The organism is Sphaerisporangium sp. NPDC005289 (assembly GCF_040607455.1).
GTDB lineage: Bacteria > Actinomycetota > Actinomycetes > Streptosporangiales > Streptosporangiaceae > Sphaerisporangium > Sphaerisporangium rhizosphaerae.
Map to the genome: position 1 here is coordinate 1 of NZ_JBEXGS010000051.1, position 16,903 is coordinate 16,903.

The window sequence follows — 16,903 nt, forward strand, 5'->3', positions numbered from 1 at the left end:
ACAGCAGCCTGGGCATGCTGACCCCGATAGAGTTCGAGAACACCACCGTGGCATGAGATCTAGTAATTCAGCTCCACGGAACTCGGGGCACACCAGTGACTCCACGAAAGCCGGGGAACATCACCCGCCCTCCTTCAGCGCGTACAGCACCGTCGATGTGGTGTACGGCCGCGAGGGCATCGCTTCGATCAAGTCCACGGCCGGCTCGGTACCGGCGTCCGGGCCGGTTTCGATGACCTGCTGCAGCAGCGACTTCGACAGGCCCGCGTTTGGCGAGCTTCTTGATGACGCCCGCGAAGGCGCGGACCTGCGCGAGCTTCGCCTGAAGGCCCTGTTTGATGCTCTCGGCGGTCGGCCCTTCCTGGTGCTCGCCGCAGCCGTGTCCCACCGGCCGGCGAACCAGGCGGCCACGCGGTCGGCGCCGCTCTCGCCTTCCAGCTCGCGCCCGGCCCGGGTCATCAGCGGCGCGATGCGGCCATGCTTGTCGATGCGCACCAGCAGCGGCCCGGCCAGCCTAGGCAGGCCTGTCGCGATAAGTTACAGGTCGGTTTCAGCGCGTCGGTGCCCCGTTGGGCGGTCTGCCAGTTCGGTCATCATCTGAGCCATGGGGACCGGTGGGCGAGGAGCGATGTGGGCATGGAGAGCGGTCGCGCTGGCGGCGGCTGGCGCGGCCGCAGTGTTGACATGGGGGGCGGCCCGCGGCTCGACCGCAGGGGAGTTCGATCCGATCGGCGCGGTGATCGGTCTGCTGGGCTTGGCGTTCTCGGCGTGGATGAGCGTGCGCGCGACACGCTCGCAGGAAACCGTGGAAGACGCTGCGACGAGGCTGGCCCGCGCCGTGCTGGTTGGCGAACGCGCCGCGCGCAGCCGGTTGCTTGGCGAGCATGACAAGCCCATCGATGTGCAGTTCGTCCTCAGGCCGGCTCTCGCGCACAACGCCGAAGGTGCCGGGTGGCGCAGCCACCTGACCGAGGTGGTGGACTACTACCGCAAGCTGTCGCCGCAGCGGATGGTGATCACCGGGGCGCCCGGCGCTGGGAAGACCCGTCCTTGCCGTGGAGCTGATCCTGGGGTTGCTCGAACTGCCCCGCCGGCCGGGTGAGCGGGTGCCGGTGCGGATCTCGGCGGCGTCCTCTGGGGTGCGATGATCTTTCCTGCCCCAGGTGCAAGAGAGCCCGGCACGACGGGCTTCTTCTTGCCGTTGGGAATCCCCGGGACAGGCTTCTGCTTATCCCTCTTCGCCATGAGCGGTGGCGGTCACCAGGGCGTCGAAGTGCTCGAAGATGTCCTCGTCGGTGAGTTCCGCGTCGCACCGCGCCATGGTGGCGACGCCGGCGCGCTCGCGCGCGAAGACCCAGGGCTTCTCCTGATGGGTCATCTGGGAGAGCTGGTTGGCGGTGAAGTCGCCGTAGGAGGCCAGCACCAGGTCGATGGACTCGCGTTCGCCGTCGTCGAGTGCGTCAGGGTCGCCGGCGATCTCGCCGGGCTGGAGCTGGAAGCGTCCGCGGTGCCTGCTGTACAGGGCTGGTGAGACGGGGCCGTTGGCCCATGCCTCGAAGTGCTCGGGGAACAGTGGGCGCTGGCGTTCGGGATCGGCGCCACCGGCTCGCTCCTCGGCGCGGTGCTCGCCCGCACGGTCTCGCGCCGGTTCGGCATGGGGCGCAGCATCGTCGTGGGCGCCGTGCTGTACCCCGCCCCGATCGCCCTCATCGCCGCCGCGGACGGCCCTGGGTGGGCACGCGCCGGAGCCCTGGCCCTGGCCGGGTTCGTCTCCGGAGTCGGCGTCATGCTGTTCGACGTCAACCTCAACTCCCTCCAGGCGCACGTGATCCCCGACGGCATGCGCAGCCGGGTGGCCGGCGCGTTCAGCACGATCAACTACGGCCTGCGCCCGGTGGGCGCCGTGCTCGGCGGTGTCCTCGCCACCCTCGTCGACCTCCGGGTGACCCTGCTCATCGGTGCCGTCGGCGGAGCGCTGTCGATGCTCTGGCTGCTGCCCTCGCCGATACCGCGCGTCCGCTCCCTGACCTCTGACGTTCCGGTGGCTCCTGACAGCGGCACGGACCCGGCGGCTGACGGTGACACGGACCCGGCGGCTGACAGCGGCACGGACTCGCAGGCCCAACCGTCGCACCGCTGACCCGTCGACGACCGTTCTCACGGCCGGCCCGAGAGTGCTTCACCGCGTTCGCCATGACCTCGCCGGTGATGAGCAGGATAGGGCTCGCTGGTCATTACCATCTGGTGACCGTCACAGCGGGGGTGGCGTCCGGAGTTGACCTTGGGGCGCGCGCCGCGCCACAGTCGTGCGCGTGCCCGCTGAAGAGATCCTTGAGCAACCCGGTGTGCGGTGGCGGCCGTGGACCGTGGTCGTCGTGGTGGTCCTCCTGGCCTTGGCCGGAGCGGGGGTGTGGGCGCTGCGCCGCCCGCCGGCCGGGCCGTTGCCGCCGCCGGACGCCCCGTGGCCGAGGTCGGGGGAGGCGTCGGTCTTCCTGTGCCGGACCGGCCTGCTGGACGACTGCCGTGGGGGTGCGGCGGAATCGGGGGCGCGGCACGCGGAGATCGAACGCGCGCTGCGGAGCCTGCCCGAGGTGTCCGCCGTACGGTTCAAGTCCCAGGCGCAGGCGCTCCTGGACTTCAAGGGGAACAAGACTCTCAGCGTCACCCTCCGCGACACGGTCCGGGAATCCGATATGCCGGAGTCGTTCGAGGTGACCCTGACCACGGTGGGGGACTTCCGGCAGAAGGCGGAGGCGGTGCCCGGGGTCTCGGACGTCCACGTGCGCGGGACGAGCTTCTGGGCCGGCAGGACCGACGTGGCGGTCCGGCTCTGCGGGCAGAGGCCGGTGGACGAGGACTCCCGATGCGCCGAGCGGGGCGCCGCGATCGCGGAGGAAAAGGCCGCCGTTTTCCAAGCCCTCCGAACCATGGAGGGGGTCGGCGACATCTACCTAGAGGAACACGCACACGCCGTCAAGGACGCCTTGTGGGTGACGTCCGGCTCGTCGGAGGACGTCACCAAGCTCGACCAGTACGTCCCGGAGTCCTTCCACCTGGTCCTCGACGCCCCCGACGCCGCCGAACGCGTCAAGCGCGTGGTCGGCGGCCTGCCGGGTGTGCGCAGCGTCGACAAGGAACTCGGCTAGGGCCTGTACAGATTTCAGAACTTCAGACGGGGTTCAACCGATTCGCAGCGGGGGGCGTGACCGGTGAGAACAGTGATCCATACGGACGATCTGCCGGTGGAGGAGCGGTTCGACTTCTGGCGCGACCACCTGTTCCGGCAGGTGGTCGCACCCATGAGAATCGCCTGTGACGATCCGGCGGGGTTCAGGGGAAGCATCGACTCGATGGATCTGGGCGCCGTCCATGTCTCCGCGGTGGAGGCCTCTCCCTGTGGGGCGTACCGGACGTCTCGCATGATCCGCCAGTCCGATCCGGAGATGTTCCAGGTCGCGGTCAACCTACGCGGGGAGACCTCGATCACGCAGGACCGCAAATGCGCTCTGTCGCACCCGTCGGATCTGGTGCTCTACCACACCTCACGTCCCCATCAGATACAGACCGGGTTCGGGAGGAATGCCACCCACGGCGTGATGGTGGTGTTTCCAGCCCAGCTGCTGCCGCTGCCCGCGCGCAAAGTGGAACGGCTGACCGCCACGCCGCTGTCAGGCCGCGAGGGGATCGGCGCGCTGATCCCGGAATTCCTCACCCGTCTGGTCGACGGCGCCGACCAGTACGGGCCGGCGGACCGCTCCCGCCTCGGGGGCGTCCTGACCGACCTGCTCACCGCGCTGCTCGCCCACCGTCTCGACGCCGACGCGGCTCTGCAGCCGACCACCCGCCAACGGGTCCTCCTGCTGCGGGTTCATGAGTTCATCCAGCGGCACCTGACCGACCCGGACCTGTCCCCGGCCACGATCGCCGCCGCCCACGGCATCTCCGTCCGCACCCTGCACCGGCTCTTCCAGACCGAGGACGCCACGGTCGCCGAATGGATCCGCGCCCAGCGGCTGGAGCACTGCCGGCGCGACCTCTCCGACCCCGCCCTCGGCGACCGGCCGATCCACGCCGTCGCGACCCGATGGGGCTTCCCCGCCCCCGCGCACTTCACCCGCGCCTTCAGCGCCGCCTACGGAGTCACTCCCCAGGAGTACCGGAGCCGGCACGATCTGGATCGAATCCTCGATTGGCACGCGTAGTCAACGCGTTGGCGCTCGGGTGGAACGACACCCGCGCGGACGTCTGTGAGTCTCATGGAAGGGATCACACGCGAGCGATCGAGGCGAGAGCACGGTCGAGCGTGTGAGGCACTGCCGCCCGGATCTCGGTGCGGAGCGCACCCGGTCGGATCCAGAAAATCGGAGGGAAAACAATGAGAAAGAACGTCACCCGGGCCGCGATGCTCGTGGCCTTCTCCGGAGCCGCGATCGTCGGGGTGGTGTCACCGGCGTCCGCCGGCACGAAGCCGTCGTGCGTGTCGGTCGAGGTGCACAGCTTCAACAGCATCACGATGCACAACAACTGCTCGACGAGCCAGCGCCTGAAGGTCGTCTGGAAGAACGCCCGGGACTCCGGGTGCTTCACGGTCGGCGCCGGGAGCTCGAAGGACGTGAACGCCTTCAACCAGCCGTTCGCCTCGTACGACAAGGTCGTCACCTGCTGACGAGTCCTCATTGTGTCGACCGCGACAGCGGTCAGGGGCCCCGCGCCTGATGGGACGGCGTCGGGGCCCCGAGGGGTGGCCGGCGGCGAGCCGGTCAGCGGCCAAGTTTGACGATCTTCTCCAGGTCGGCGGCGGAGTAGTCGGCCTCCTATGAGGACCGGGACCGCACGTGGAGACTGGACTGGAGCAACGGCCCCACCTATGAGCGTATGCGTGAGCATGCGACCGAGGCCGCCACACGAGTGGGCCTGGACCCGGGCGTGTGACCTACCACCGCAACGTGCAAGACGACGCGGTGGCCGTCCAGGCGGTGCGCCTGTTCCTGTCGAGCCCGCAGGTGAGCGACTACTACGACCGGCACGAGCTGTCCTCGGCGATCGAGCGAGCATGTGACCAGGCCGACTACCCCGACCGGCCGGTCGACGAGCGCGAGAGGACGCTGGCCGCGCGGCTGCGCGAGGCCGGCGGCGGCTACGTCAGCACCTACAGTCTGGCCCAGCTCCTCTTGGAGCACCGCGGCGTCGGCTGGCTGCTACGCGACCAGGACCTGGCGGAGCCCCGGCCCGGTGACCGCATCTGGGCGGCGCAGTTCCTCACCGCGCGCTACGCCACCGGCCAGGACGCCGAAGCCTGGCGCCGGCAGTTGCACCCGATGCCCGTGGCCGCCGCGGTGGCGGCAGCCCGCGCCGACACCGGCGCCGACCAGACCATACGGCTGGCCGCGCTCACCCTCGTGCCGATCGTGCGCGCCGAGCAGGAAGCGCTGCTGGCCGAGCTGGACGACACCGAGCTCGCCCTGATCACCGGGCTCAAGGACGCCAAGACGACCTTCGCGCGGATCGGCGAAGCTCTGGCGATCAGTCGGCAAGGAGCCGAGCAACGCAAGGCACGCCTGGAAAAACGCACCATGTCAACGACACGTTGACAGATGGGAGCGGTGGCCCCATTCGGCTAGAGCGCACCATCACGTCCCACTCCGTCTAGTACCCGCGCCGGTCAGCTCGGCCCTGCACGCCGTGCCACCAGCTCCCGGCCGTCGACCAACTAGGCCAGGTCCCCCGCTTCGCGTTTATCAGGGCATGGGCGCAGACGAGCGTCCGAATTCCGGGGACAGTATCCGCGTCCGGCCTGGGCCTGCCCACCGTAAATGTCGTGGCGTCCTATCCCCAGTCGGTCTTCGCGCGCTCCAGCACCTCGTCCAGCGGATCGGCCTCGGCCAAGACGTCGATGGCGGCCCCATAGGCACGAGCGGCCCACGCGGCGCCGACACCGGTCCCGGTACGGGCGCGGGGAGCCGGCCCTATGACCGCTTGCGACAGCAGGCGGAGTGTGGTGTCGTCAAGACCTCGCTGCGTCAGGATCCGGGACAGGGTGAGTAGCGAGGTAGTCTTGAAGTTCGCGGTGGCGGAACTGGTAGGCGATCCCGGCGATGCGGATCAGGCCAGCGCCGTAAGCCCAATGCAGGAATCGGCCCAGCCTCCAAGGGAGCCAGACCCGATTCCACCGTCGGGTGCAGGCCAGCAACGCCATGTACCGCAATCCAGCGAGCCCGCCCGAGAAGATACCAACGAGCCCGAACCTGAGCCCGATCGCGAGCCCGGCCGTGAGCCCGAACGCGAGCCCGACCGCGAGTGTGCGGCGGCCGGCAGGGGTCCGCAGGCGGCGTAGGTCGGTTCGGCTGGGGTCAGCCCATCCGGTCCTCAATGCTGCCCAGACCGATGTGAGGGCCATCACGATGAAGGAACCGCGTTGGGGCGTGGAGAACCCGATCGGGACCTGGGTCAGCATGACCGCACTGCTGGCAAGCCAGATGGTTGCGATGATGGCGGCGGCGAGGAGGCGGGGGCGGTTGCCAGCCAGTGGCCACAGTTCGTGCAGGATTAGGTCGGTGCCAGACAGGGGCCATCCTCCCACCAGGGGGCGGCCAGGTTTGGCGTTGTCGTTGAGGTAGCGGGCCAAGGCGGCCAGCCAGCGGTGCACCCTGTCAGCACCGTCATTGCCAGCGAGTGGAACGAGAGCAACAGCAGCCGGAATGAACAGCCCCAGCAGGTGGTCTCGTACGTTGTCCGCGCTAGTCGCCAGGGTAAGTAGCTCGGCAGGTGCCCGGACAAAGGCTCCGGCGGGGTCGGCGGCGTCGCGCTGGTCATAGACGATGGCAGCCAGGGTAAGCCGCCAAGGCGTGGACAGTGCACGTGCCAGCGGACCCTGGGGGCGCGGTCGATCTCCTTCAGCACCGGCTCCCAGCGAGCGGGGTTGGCGGCCCGTGCGGTCAAGAAGAGCCGGGCCAGCGGAGCCTCGACCGGGGCGATCTCCACCCGGGCGGCGTCATGGGCCCAGACCCGCAAGTCTTCTAGCGCCTGGTGCTGGACGGTACGGCAGGTGAGGACGACAGCCCCTTTGGCGCGGGCGTGCTGGTCTTGGTAGGCGTTGACCGCGCGGAGGGTGCGGGCGGCGCGAGAGTCATACCCGGGACGCTCCGCGCTGTCCATCTCATCCAGACCGTCGATGACCGGGAGTATTAGGCGGGCCTCGACCAAGGCACGAGCGGCGGCCTTAGTGAGCTGGTAGTCCCGGATCAAGTGATCGCTCAGCCATTGCTCCACCGCACCGACGGGCTCAAGTTCAGTGTTTAAGGATGCGGCGGAGATACGGACCGGCACCACCTGCCCGGGGTTTCGGGCTGCGAGCAGGCCGAGGATCAGTTCGACGGCCACAACGGTCTTACCCGCACCGGGTGCGCCGGTGATGACCAGGCGGCGCGGGGACAGGCGGTGGTAGTACTCCACGACTTTGCCTAGTCGGGCTTGACGCCCGGCGCCAACTGCCTCATGTCCCGGCGCCGGGCGGAACTCGAAGACGAGATCGATGATCTGATCGTGGCCACCGAGTAGCTGCTGGCGGGCCGTCCGCTCACGTTTGGTTACCGCGCCAGCGAGTTGATCGGCGGCCTCGGCAGCGGTAGGTGCGGGCGGCCGTAACGCGCGGGCGGTCAGATACAGCGAGGGCAGACCGATGCCCAAGCCGATGGCGGCACCGAGCGGGTCGACATCTCCAACCGGGAGGCCGGGCATCACTCGCACCAGGGCGAACAAGATCGCCGTCAGGGCGACCGCTCCCCAGACCCACGCCGCCGTACGGCCGCCACCTCGGTTCATAGCCGAGATGATTATCCAGCGGACGGACCGGCATGGGTGAATAGACCATTCTGGAGTCGACCCGTGACATTCTGATGCGAATTGTCACCGCAGCCCGGTCGGCCGTGCCGACAGCCTGCTGGGCTACGCCTGCGCCGCCCGCGTCAGCGAGCTGACGCGCTCAACATCGCCGACATCGCCGAGCCCCCGACGGGCTGCTGGGATCTGCGACCTGGTCACCCACATCGACGGGTGCTGATCGAACTGGAGGACTACATCCGTATGACGCACTCGGCGGAGTGGCCTAGGCGGGGTGGCAGTCACTCAGAACCCTTTGGCGGCGGGTGACACGCCCGTTAATGGCACCCCAACAAGGCGCACTGGTCCGGCAGGCCGGCTGCAACGTCGTGGCTGAGGGAGCGCTGCGCGATGCTGATGCGGTCGGCCGGCTGCTCAGGGACTACCGGCAGGCGGGTTACCGCGTCGAGGTCGCGATCGTGGCCGCCCATCCCTCCTGCACCTGTCTTGCCTGTCTGCGCCGCTATGAGCTGGAGAAACAGCACTACGGCGTGCATCCGGTACGGCGCTAATGTCTGCTGTCACCGTCGGCGTTGCCGTCGAGTTCGGCGCGCAACGCCTTCAGTTCGGCCCGCAACGTCTTCAGTTCCGCCCTGTCCTCTTCAGCCTGAGCCTCAAAGCGGACTGCGCGAGCTGAGGCCTCCTTAGCGCGGATGGTGACCAGGGCGATCTGGTCCTGATAGGCGGTGGTGAGCGCGGCTACCTGCCGCTCGGCGTCGGCGCGCGCCTGTTGTGCGGCCTGATCTGCCTGCTGGGCATGGTGCTCTGCGGCCTGGATGCGCTGCTCGGCTTGCGCGATCGCCCGGTCCCGGTCGGCCTCGGCTGCCTGGGCGCGTTGGGCGGCGGTCCGCGCCTGCTCGCGGGTCAGCGCCAGCTCGCCGTCTCGGGCTGCTAGCGCGTTCTGCAGGTCGGCGATCCGCCGGTCCTGCTCGCTCAACCGCGCGAGGGTCTCTTCGCGTTCGGTGTTGTCGGACTGGACGTGCCCTGTGGCAGGTACCGTTTCAGTCAGGCTCTGGGGGGCCGCTGCCCCTGGGAACTGTCAGTTGCAGTCGGGAGGCTGCGCAGTGTCAGCGCAGTCGGCGGAGGCAGCGGTTTGTTGGCCGTGTCGGTCCGGAACGACTGGAGCAGATAGGCCACCAGGCGCCGGGACGCTGCACCATCATCCGGTAGGGCGGTCACCAGACCGCAGTGTGCCAACAGGACCACGGCGAGGTCGGAAGGGTGAAAATCGGCCCGCAGCGCGCCCGACGCCTGGGCCCTGCGTACCAGGGTCGTGAAGTCCCGCTCGGCTCGTTGCCGGGACTGCGCGTGTTCCGACGTGCTTTCCGGGAAGGCTGCGACGAACGCAGCTGGGAACCCGCGTTCCTCCCGTTGCAGAGCGCAGACCGTCTCGACCAGCTGCTGGAAGCCCTGCCACGGGTCAGGGGCGGCCAGAGCCTCGGTGAGCGCCCGCGCGCAGGTCTCCATCTGCTGCGCGAACGCGCCCCGCACCAGAGCGTCCCGGGTCGGGAAATGCCGGTACAGCGTCGCCACGCCGACCCCGGCCCGACGGGCCACGGTCGCCATCGGGGCGTCGATCCCGTGCTCCGCAAAGACCGCACGGGCGGCGAGGAGGATGCGCTCCCGGTTGCGCCGGGCGTCCGCCCGCTCCCCGTCCCGGGCTGTGATCCGAGAGGATTCCGCTGTCACTGTCTCTCGCTTCCGGTCCAAACGGACGATTGCGTCCACTTAAGAGCTTACGGTCGATGCCAGACCCCTGTACGGCCCCCGGCGGCAAAGGCTGAACGATGAACGACCGCATGATGAAGGCAGTGCTTTACGACCGCTACGGTGGCCCCGATGTGCTCTACGCGGGCCGCGTGCCACGCCCCGAGCCGGCCCACGGCGAGGTCCTTGTGCAGGTGCGCGCGTTCAGCGTCAACGGCGGCGAACTGGCAGCCCGTGCCGGCCGTCTCCGCCTCCTGACCGGCCGGAAATTCCCCAAGCGCGTCGGCTTGGACTTCACCGGCGAGGTCGCCGCACTGGGTGCCGGAGTCACACGGTTCGCGGCCGGCGACCGCGTATGGGGGGTCTTGGCCCGCACCTCCGGGTTCGGCAGCGCCGCCGAGTACGTGACCGTGCCCGCCGAGCGGATCGGCCGACTCCCCGACGGCCTTGACCTGGTGGACGCCGCCGCGCTGCCGGTGGCCACCACGGCCATCACCGCGCTGCGGGACAAAGCCGGGCTGCGCCCCGGCGAACGACTCCTCGTCCGGGGCGCGGCGGGTGGTGTCGGCAACGCCGCCGTCCAGCTCGGACGGGCGTACGGCGCCGAGGTCACGGCCCTCGCCCGCGCAGCCAACCTCGACTTCGTCCGCGGGCTCGGCGCGCACAAGGCTGTCGACCACCGGACTGTGCGGCCGGCGGAACTGGGCCGCTTCGACGTGGTCCTGGACACCGTGGGGACCGACCTGCGGGCCTTTCGGCGCCTACTGGATTCCGGCGGGCGCATGGTCACCATCGCCTTCGACCTGAAACGGCCCGCTGCGTCACTCGGCTACCTCGCGGCCAGCACGGTCCATGGACACGGCCGGGTGCGCTTCTTCAGCGGCAACCCCACGCGGGCGGACTTCGACGACCTCGCCCGCCATGTGGTCGAGGGCAAGCTGAGCCCCGCGGTGGACACGGTCTTCCCCCTGGAGGAGACAGCAGCGGCACACCGGGCGCTGGAGGCGGGCGGCGTCCAGGGCAAGTACGTGGTCAGGGTCGCGTAGCACCCCTGTGGAGGTGCTGATCTCTGGCGGTTGCGCGCTTGGTCGGCTTTGCCGGGGGATGGTGCAGCGGATTCCGCGGCTGCGCAGGTAAGCGCGGTTTCTGCGGGAGGCGTATGCCTTGTCGGCGCGGACCCGATGGGGACGGACACGTGGCCGCCCCGGCCCGATGCGGGGCACGCGGATCTCCTCCAAGACGGGTTCGAACTGCGGCCAGTCCCCCTGCTGCCCAGCGGTCACCACGATCGACATGGGCTTTTGGCCCTGCTCGACGGCCAGGTGCAGTTTGGTGGTGAACCCTTCTGTGAGTCACCCTGCTTGCGGGCCGGGCCGTTCTTGAAACGGCTGGACTGAGGTTGACGGGATCCCGTCCGATCATCTGAATCGGACGGGATTTCGCGTTCGGAACCACCAGGCGGCTCTTCACCGAGCCTGGTGATCACGGGCTGGGACGCTCGCGCTGCAAGCCCGCAGCTGGCAGATGATCGGCAAGGGAGCGGAGTTGACGCGGCGTGCTGGATGCTCAACTGCCGACCCTCACGAGAGTCTGGCCACCAGCACCGCCCACCTGGCATCGGCTGGAGCTTTGACTGTCAGCGTGTGTGGTTCCGGTTTTGAGGCAGGGTAATCGTCGAGCGTAAACGTGGTGTAACCCGCGGCGCACTGCCGCAACGTCTGAAAACCCTCACTCATCACGATCGTCAGCTTCTCCCTGGGAACCAGCACAATCCACAGCAATCTTGTACGAGTTCCCCACCTTGAGCTTGCCGGCCCACTCTGCATCACCGTCGTCGGCGACATGATGCAACAGGACCTTGCCCTTCACCTTCGTCCGTAGATCGACCAACGGCCGCGCTGGTGGAGGACTTGCCGACGGGGAAGGGGCGGGAACCTGTATAGACAGGCTCGGCTCCGCCGATAACCGTTCCGAGCAGGCGGCCATTAGGAGCATGACCACGATGAAGCCGACCGGGAACCGGCCGAGACGACGAAGGGGGAGATCGGCAAGCATCACGCCGAGCACTCTAACGACCTGACACTTTCGAAACCCCGGGAAACGATCACGGACAGCTTGGGAAGCGATCTTCTATAAGCCTACTTCACCGCAGGCCAGCGCTATTTGTGAACACCCCCAGTGGGCGGCACGACAAGAATCGGCAGGGGCAGGGCGTACAGGTGGGTGACGAGAGCGGTTGCAGCGGCCGGGTCACCGTGGGTGGCACGTTGTGGAGTTGGGCGGCGTCGCGGAACAGGCCGCGGACCCGAGCGGCTCCCCGAGCGTTTTCAGACCGGCGGCTAGGCTGGCCTGCCGTGCGGCGGGAGTCGACCCGCTGCACGGCATCGTTCGGCGGGCCGTCCCGCCAAGTGCCGTTTCCGCACCGCCCGGCGAGTCCCGACGGTCATCCATGCCGGAGGACAAGGAGGAACTCGGCCACGCCGTGATCGGCGAGGTCCCCGAAGAACGGGACCCCCACGGGCCTGGCGATGCCCCAGTCGGCGAAGGCCACCGGGATCGATCCGGCGATCCGCAGGTCGGTCGCGTCGCGGCGTGCCGACAACCGTGTCGTCACCTCCCGGGTGACGCCGTGCAAGGTGAGACGCCCGGTGGCGGAGACGGTGGTGGCGGCTCCGAACGCGAGGCGGTCGTTCAGGCTCACCGGCCGCGCCAGGCCGACGGTCGCGTCCGGGAATCGCCCGGTCTCCAGAGAGACGCCGAACTGCGGTGCCGGCTTCTTGTCGTCGGAGGTGAGCGCGCGCAGGTCGATCCGCAGGTCCGCCTCGGTGACCCTGCCGTGCGCGATGACGACGCTGCCGGTGACGCCCTCCGTACGGCCGACCACGTCGCTGGTGAGCCCGAGGACCGTCTGCTCGACCCGGAAACCCGCGACCGACTCGGGGGAGACCTGCCAGGTGCCGTCGAGCGGACCGACCGGCGCGGCGGCCGACGCCGGCAGCGTGAGCGGAGCTGGTGTCGGCTGGAGCTTGACCGCCAGCGCGGCCGTCACCAGGGTCACCACGACGAGGGTGGCGATGCCGATGAGGGTCCAACGGATCCAATGGCGCTCACGGCGGGGCCGTTCGGGTGCACGGGTGGGGATCTGAGGGGTCACCTCTGTTCTCCGCGGGAATCGGTCGTGTTGGTGGGGGCGCCTGACACGTCCACGGGCTCGACGCGGAAGGCGGGGTACCGGGCCGCGATCGCCTGGAGCTCGGCCAGGGGCGCGTTCCGGTCGACGGGAATGTGCGGCCGCGCTCCAGGGACCTTGCGCAGGTACCGCTTGAGGATGTGGGCGCGCCGCTCGACCGGCACCTCGACCAGGCGGCAGGCCCGGGCGCGCCCGTGCCGGATCGTCGCCGCCCCGCCGGCCGCCCGGACGTTGCGCACCCAGTTGCAATCCTCGCCGAGCATCGATACGAGATACCACTCGCCCTGCCAGTCGGCCATGCCCAGCGGGAACCGGGTGATCCGTCCGGTACGGCGGCCGACGACTTCCAAGGTCACCCAACGCTGCCCGAACAGGCCGGTGCCGAGTAGCCCCGCCCACGCGCGGGCGAAGCGGCGGGCGGTGGCGTCGCCGCGTCCCCCCTTGTACATCGCGCGCAGCCGGTCATCGGAGATCAGAAATCCCATCGCATCCTCCATGTACGATCTCTCCATAAAGGATGCGGGATATTAAACTTGAGACACAGAGTCCAAAGTCCCAATACCCCGGGAACAAAATGAGCAGACACCCGGCCAGCCCGAATCCGACCGGCCTCGCCCGCCGCAACCGCCGCCTGTCCGATCAGGAGACGCGGGACCGGATGCTGCGCGCCGCCATCGAGATGATCAACCGCACCGGGTTGACGGTGAGCCTGGACCACATCAGCTTCGAGGAGGTCGTCCGCGACGCCGGCGTCTCCCGTAGCACCGCCTACCGGCACTGGCCGTACAAGGACCTGTTCCTCAGCGACCTGGTGAAGGAACTGGCCAGAACCACCGATCCGGCGATCGTCCACGACGAGGTCCAGCTGGTGCGACAGATCCTGGCCCAGCATCCGGACCGGCTCGACACCCCCGAGTCCCGGTACGGCCTGATCCTCGAGCTCATCCGCCGGCTGGCGTTGCTCGACTTCCAGAGCGTGCTCACCTCACCCCGGTGGCGCACCTACTTCGCGTTGCACGCGACGTTTCCCAGCCTCACGGACGACGACCTGCGCGAGCAGGTCCGGGACGCGCTCGCCCGGTCCGAGGCGGCGCACACGGCGCAGGTCGCCCTGGCCTGGCGGCAGCTCACCGGCCTGTTCGGCTACCGCCTGCGGCCGGAGCTGGCGACGAGCTACGAGGCTCTCGCGACGCTACTCAGCGCGACCATGCGCGGCCTGGTGATCACTGCGCTGTCCACCCCGGAGATCGCCACCTACCAGGCGGTCGCCCGGCCCCCGGGCGCGGCCGGCGCCGACCAATGGTCCCTGCCCGCCATCGGCTTCGTCGCGATCGCGACGACGTTCATCGAGCCCGACCCCGCCGCCCGGTGGGACGACCGGCGCCTGGCCGAGATCCACAAGACCCTCGACGAATGGCAGGTCACCGGCCCATGAGAGCCCCGTCGGGGTGATCAGAACCGGCTGTTCCTGGCGGCAACTGCCGGTCGACTTCCCGCCATGGCAGACCGTGTACTGGTACTCGCGCGTTGGGAAGAAGCCAAGATCACCGAGCAGATCCTGCATACCGTACGGCGTCGGCCGCGGGTGTCGCCGGGCCGGCGAGAGGAACCCGCAGCGGGGATCATCGACTCCCAGAGCGTCAAGGGCGCCGCACCCTCGAAACCGACACGCGCGGGTGCGACGCGGGTAAGAAGGTCAACGGCCGCAAGCGATTCATCGTGACCGACACCCTGGGACTGCTTGTCATGTGCGTGATGGCCGCGTTGGTCCAGGACCCGTGACGGAGCCAGGACAGCTTCACTGGCAGACTCATCGACTGGTCACAGCCCATCCTGCGCACGACCGCGCATATCGTGCGACGGTCCTGCTCCGGACCAACCGCGACTCCAGGCCCGAGGCGAATCTCGTACAGCGCCTCGATGACCGCCCGCACCCGGTACAGGGTCCGGCTGCCCCGCTGTTCGCGGTCCGGCGGCCGCGTCGGTCGCGGACGGGCGCCCGAGACGGCCGATAGCGCTGGTGAACCCGCTGGAGGTGGAGGTGCAACCGGCCATCGACGCCGGTGCGCGCTCCGCCACCTTCTGGGACGCCGCCACCCACCACGCCGCCACCACCATCGACCGCACTACCCTCGCCTACGCCGCAAACATGCCAGGGCGCTATCGGCATGCCTACGAGCTGTGTCACGCTGTCGCCGACACCGGCGACATCATCGCGCTGAGATACCTGGACCGATCATCTAACCCCAACCACCGTGATCATTTATCAGACATGCTCTAGTAGTGCTTTGTTAGGTGGCTAGGGCGGTCGTCGGCAGGTGGGGCAGTGTCCGGTCCAGGTTGCGAGCAGCGTCTGTAGTTCTTTGAGGATCTTGTAGAGGGTCAGGCTGCTCCAGCCGGTGCTTTTGGGCTGCTCAGGCGGAGTTCGGTGCAGAACAGGTGGGCGGCGCTGACCAGGGTGACGTGGCGGTGCCAGCCGGCCCAGGAGCGGCCTTCGAAGTGGTCCAGGCCCAGGCCGGTCTTCAGTTCGCGGTAGTCGTGTTCGATCCGCCGGCGGATTGTGGCCAAGGCCACCAGCTCAGCCGGTGGAGTGTCGGTGGGCATGTTGGACAGCCAGTACTTGATCGGCTCGGGCTCGCTGTCGGGCCATTGAGCGATCAGGCGGCTGATGGGCAGTGAACCGTCTGCGGCCAGGCGGGGCCTGCGGCCGGCGATACGGACGGGCAGAATCACAAACTGTGAGGTGAGGTTGCCCTTGGAGCCGCTGCGCCAGGTCAGCGTCATCGCTGCGAACCGGCCGGCTTGCAGCACGTGCTCGCGCAGGCTGATCGGCTTGGCACGGTAGCGCGGCAGAGGATGGCGGCCCACGCCGGCGTAAGCGGGTGCCTGCGCCAGACGGCCGGCCGGGTGCGCGGTGACCTCGCCTTTGACCTGCACGACATACCGCAGTTCACGTTCGGACAAGGCGGTGCGCAGGCGAGCGTTGTCACCGTAGGCGGCATCGGCGACCACCACTGGCGGTGCCAGGTCCCAGGCGGCCAGTTCATCCAGCATCTCAATGGCCATCTGCCATTTCGGCCGGTGCCGTTCCGCCGCCGGGATGGCGCAGCGGCGGCGGCGCACGCCGATCTGCTCTGCTGCGGGCGCGTCGGCCGCCTGGGCGGGGTCCCAGGACGGGGGCAGGAACAGCCGCCAGTTCAGCGGGCAGGAGGCGGTGTCGGTGACCGCGTGCACGCTGACCCCGATCTGGCAGTTGCCGACCTTGCCCAGCGTGCCGCAGTACTGGCGGCTCACCCCGGGTGAGGCGGTGCCGTCCTTGGGGAAGCCGGTGTCATCGATCGCCCACGCAGCAGGCTGCACCGCGGTGACCGCGCGCGCGGCCATACGCCGCCGCACCGCTGTGAAGTCCCAGGTGGAGGAGGTGAGGAACTGCTGCAGGCCCTGGTGGTCCACCCCAAGCCGCTCCGCCATCGGCTGCATCGATTTGCGGCGGCCGTCCAGCAACAGTCCTCGTAGATAGCAGACTCCTTTGGCCCGCTGGTCCGAACGAGCCAAAGGGATGAACACCTCGGCGGCGAACAACTCCAGTCGCTGCCGGACATCAGCAAGCTCTTCGGGGGTCACAACCGCATCGAAACACCACACGACGAACGCGACCAGCCACAACAGGCTGACCTAACAAAGCACTACTAGGCCTGCGGGTCTTGGGCCACCCCTCATGCTGTCGTTGGGGGTTCCACTCGGGAGCGGAGCCGTGGGCGTTTGGGTCCGCCGCTGAGACTCTTGTCGGCCGTGCTGATGCCAGGATGGTCGAGGTGGGTCAACACATCGGCACCGCCTCCTTCGTTGTCCGTCCCGGAGATGCCTCGCGAACGCCCTTGGGGCCCACGGCCTCGATTGCTTAGGCAGCAACTCCTGGTGGCGGTGGGGCTCATTCGCGGTCGTCGGGACTCAGTCGTTGGTGGACGGCCCTGGTCCAGTCGCGGCGTACCGGGCGACGATGGTGCGGACGGCCTCGTCCACCACCTGAGCGACGCGTTCGGCGCTCACCTCCCAGCCCGGCACCAGGAGCGTCGGCCAGAAGACGTAGTTGGAGATCATGCCCAGGAACTGGGTGGCTGCGAGGTC

At 68.8% G+C, this 16,903-nt stretch carries 20 protein-coding genes and 3 pseudogenes; 12 read left to right on the forward strand and 11 right to left on the reverse strand.

Translation table 11 applies throughout. From position 1 onward, the window contains the following. Positions 1–120: 120 nt before the first annotated feature. On the reverse strand, positions 121–495 hold the full coding sequence (locus tag ABZT47_RS40020) for a hypothetical protein (protein ID WP_354853965.1): 375 nt from the start codon (positions 493–495) through the stop codon (positions 121–123). Between the two features lie 241 nt (positions 496–736). Here ABZT47_RS40020 and ABZT47_RS40025 point away from each other — a divergent pair, with 241 nt between their 5' ends. Next, the gene (locus ABZT47_RS40025; RefSeq protein WP_354853967.1) at positions 737–1,102 is read left to right on the forward strand and encodes a hypothetical protein; all 366 of its coding nucleotides are present in this window, start codon (positions 737–739) and stop codon (positions 1,100–1,102) included. 126 nt (positions 1,103–1,228) lie between these two features. Here ABZT47_RS40025 and ABZT47_RS40030 read toward each other — a convergent pair whose 3' ends face one another. After that, positions 1,229–1,573 carry a type II toxin-antitoxin system antitoxin SocA domain-containing protein gene (locus tag ABZT47_RS40030; RefSeq protein WP_354854010.1) on the reverse strand — a complete coding sequence of 115 codons (345 nt, stop codon included), beginning with the start codon at positions 1,571–1,573 and terminating at the stop codon, positions 1,229–1,231. Here ABZT47_RS40030 and ABZT47_RS40035 point away from each other — a divergent pair. The 5 genes from ABZT47_RS40035 to ABZT47_RS40055 all read left to right on the forward strand — a co-directional run bounded on the left by ABZT47_RS40035 (position 1,559) and on the right by ABZT47_RS40055 (position 5,591). Continuing rightward, complete coding sequence (locus ABZT47_RS40035) at positions 1,559–2,140, forward strand: MFS transporter (protein ID WP_354854014.1); 582 nt, start codon at positions 1,559–1,561, stop codon at positions 2,138–2,140. The genes ABZT47_RS40030 and ABZT47_RS40035 overlap by 15 nt on opposite strands. 172 nt (positions 2,141–2,312) lie before the next feature. Then, positions 2,313–3,146 carry a permease-like cell division protein FtsX gene (locus ABZT47_RS40040; RefSeq protein WP_354853970.1) on the forward strand — a complete coding sequence of 278 codons (834 nt, stop codon included), beginning with the start codon at positions 2,313–2,315 and terminating at the stop codon, positions 3,144–3,146. Positions 3,147–3,209: 63 nt separating this feature from the next. After that, entirely contained in the window at positions 3,210–4,202 is a 993-nt protein-coding gene (locus tag ABZT47_RS40045) for a helix-turn-helix domain-containing protein (protein WP_354853973.1), read from the forward strand. A gap of 173 nt (positions 4,203–4,375) precedes the next feature. Then, positions 4,376–4,666 (forward strand): hypothetical protein, encoded by a 291-nt coding sequence (locus tag ABZT47_RS40050; protein WP_354853976.1) that lies wholly within the window; start codon positions 4,376–4,378, stop codon positions 4,664–4,666. Positions 4,667–4,946: 280 nt separating this feature from the next. Continuing rightward, complete coding sequence (locus tag ABZT47_RS40055) at positions 4,947–5,591, forward strand: hypothetical protein (RefSeq protein ID WP_354853979.1); 645 nt, start codon at positions 4,947–4,949, stop codon at positions 5,589–5,591. Between the two features lie 955 nt (positions 5,592–6,546). Here the strand turns inward: ABZT47_RS40055 and ABZT47_RS40060 are convergent. Continuing rightward, entirely contained in the window at positions 6,547–7,821 is a 1,275-nt protein-coding gene (locus ABZT47_RS40060) for a hypothetical protein (RefSeq protein WP_354853982.1), read from the reverse strand. Positions 7,822–8,159: 338 nt separating this feature from the next. Between ABZT47_RS40060 and ABZT47_RS40065 the strand changes: the two genes are divergently transcribed. Next, positions 8,160–8,390 carry a zeta toxin family protein gene (locus ABZT47_RS40065; protein WP_354853985.1) on the forward strand — a complete coding sequence of 77 codons (231 nt, stop codon included), beginning with the start codon at positions 8,160–8,162 and terminating at the stop codon, positions 8,388–8,390. Here ABZT47_RS40065 and ABZT47_RS40070 read toward each other — a convergent pair. Both ABZT47_RS40070 and ABZT47_RS40075 read right to left on the reverse strand, forming a co-directional pair. Beyond that, positions 8,387–8,815 carry a hypothetical protein gene (locus ABZT47_RS40070; RefSeq protein WP_354853988.1) on the reverse strand — a complete coding sequence of 143 codons (429 nt, stop codon included), beginning with the start codon at positions 8,813–8,815 and terminating at the stop codon, positions 8,387–8,389. The two genes, ABZT47_RS40065 and ABZT47_RS40070, sit on opposite strands and share 4 nt — an antisense overlap. A gap of 68 nt (positions 8,816–8,883) precedes the next feature. Then, on the reverse strand, positions 8,884–9,567 hold the full coding sequence (locus ABZT47_RS40075) for a TetR/AcrR family transcriptional regulator (protein WP_354853991.1): 684 nt from the start codon (positions 9,565–9,567) through the stop codon (positions 8,884–8,886). 113 nt (positions 9,568–9,680) lie between these two features. Between ABZT47_RS40075 and ABZT47_RS40080 the strand changes: the two genes are divergently transcribed. Further along, positions 9,681–10,631 carry an NAD(P)-dependent alcohol dehydrogenase gene (locus ABZT47_RS40080; RefSeq protein WP_354853994.1) on the forward strand — a complete coding sequence of 317 codons (951 nt, stop codon included), beginning with the start codon at positions 9,681–9,683 and terminating at the stop codon, positions 10,629–10,631. 66 nt (positions 10,632–10,697) lie between these two features. Here ABZT47_RS40080 and ABZT47_RS40085 read toward each other — a convergent pair. The 4 genes and pseudogenes from ABZT47_RS40085 to ABZT47_RS40100 form a co-directional block, all read right to left on the reverse strand. After that, positions 10,698–10,913 (reverse strand): annotated as a pseudogene (locus tag ABZT47_RS40085) (transposase); the annotation flags it as partial. A 400-nt stretch (positions 10,914–11,313) separates the two neighbouring features. Beyond that, entirely contained in the window at positions 11,314–11,643 is a 330-nt protein-coding gene (locus tag ABZT47_RS40090) for a hypothetical protein (RefSeq protein WP_354853997.1), read from the reverse strand. Between the two features lie 385 nt (positions 11,644–12,028). Next, the gene (locus ABZT47_RS40095; RefSeq protein ID WP_354853999.1) at positions 12,029–12,739 is read right to left on the reverse strand and encodes a YceI family protein; all 711 of its coding nucleotides are present in this window, start codon (positions 12,737–12,739) and stop codon (positions 12,029–12,031) included. Further along, the gene (locus tag ABZT47_RS40100) at positions 12,736–13,260 is read right to left on the reverse strand and encodes a nitroreductase/quinone reductase family protein (protein ID WP_354854002.1); all 525 of its coding nucleotides are present in this window, start codon (positions 13,258–13,260) and stop codon (positions 12,736–12,738) included. The genes ABZT47_RS40095 and ABZT47_RS40100 overlap by 4 nt, the downstream gene beginning before the upstream one ends. 89 nt (positions 13,261–13,349) lie before the next feature. Here ABZT47_RS40100 and ABZT47_RS40105 point away from each other — a divergent pair, with 89 nt between their 5' ends. The 4 genes and pseudogenes from ABZT47_RS40105 to ABZT47_RS40120 all read left to right on the forward strand — a co-directional run bounded on the left by ABZT47_RS40105 (position 13,350) and on the right by ABZT47_RS40120 (position 15,056). Further along, positions 13,350–14,210 (forward strand): TetR/AcrR family transcriptional regulator, encoded by an 861-nt coding sequence (locus tag ABZT47_RS40105; protein WP_354854004.1) that lies wholly within the window; start codon positions 13,350–13,352, stop codon positions 14,208–14,210. A gap of 13 nt (positions 14,211–14,223) precedes the next feature. Continuing rightward, positions 14,224–14,289: pseudogene (locus ABZT47_RS40110) on the forward strand (transposase); the annotation flags it as partial. A gap of 80 nt (positions 14,290–14,369) precedes the next feature. Then, positions 14,370–14,524: pseudogene (locus ABZT47_RS40115) on the forward strand (IS5/IS1182 family transposase); the annotation flags it as partial. A 271-nt stretch (positions 14,525–14,795) separates the two neighbouring features. Then, positions 14,796–15,056, forward strand: a complete 261-nt coding sequence (locus ABZT47_RS40120) for a hypothetical protein (protein WP_354854007.1) — start codon at positions 14,796–14,798, stop codon at positions 15,054–15,056. Positions 15,057–15,157: 101 nt separating this feature from the next. Here ABZT47_RS40120 and ABZT47_RS40125 read toward each other — a convergent pair whose 3' ends face one another. Together ABZT47_RS40125 and ABZT47_RS40130 are read right to left on the reverse strand one after the other, a co-directional pair. After that, a complete protein-coding gene (locus tag ABZT47_RS40125) occupies positions 15,158–16,399 on the reverse strand; it encodes an IS701 family transposase (RefSeq protein WP_354854012.1) in 1,242 nt (413 codons plus the stop codon). 327 nt (positions 16,400–16,726) lie between these two features. Next, positions 16,727–16,903, reverse strand: a 177-nt coding sequence (locus ABZT47_RS40130; RefSeq protein ID WP_354853210.1) for a TetR/AcrR family transcriptional regulator C-terminal domain-containing protein, incomplete at its 5' end; no start/stop codon positions are given.

Bases quoted from the DNA above. Each gene is read 5' to 3' on its own strand.
- ABZT47_RS40065 (WP_354853985.1), top strand. From the start codon at position 8,160: ATGGCACCCCAACAAGGCGCACTGGTCCGGCAGGCCGGCTGCAACGTC.
- ABZT47_RS40080 (WP_354853994.1), top strand. From the start codon at position 9,681: ATGAAGGCAGTGCTTTACGACCGCTACGGTGGCCCCGATGTGCTCTAC.
- ABZT47_RS40105 (WP_354854004.1), top strand. From the start codon at position 13,350: ATGAGCAGACACCCGGCCAGCCCGAATCCGACCGGCCTCGCCCGCCGC.
- ABZT47_RS40100 (WP_354854002.1), bottom strand. From the start codon at position 13,260: ATGGGATTTCTGATCTCCGATGACCGGCTGCGCGCGATGTACAAGGGG.
- ABZT47_RS40060 (WP_354853982.1), bottom strand. From the start codon at position 7,821: ATGAACCGAGGTGGCGGCCGTACGGCGGCGTGGGTCTGGGGAGCGGTC.
- ABZT47_RS40050 (WP_354853976.1), top strand. From the start codon at position 4,376: ATGAGAAAGAACGTCACCCGGGCCGCGATGCTCGTGGCCTTCTCCGGA.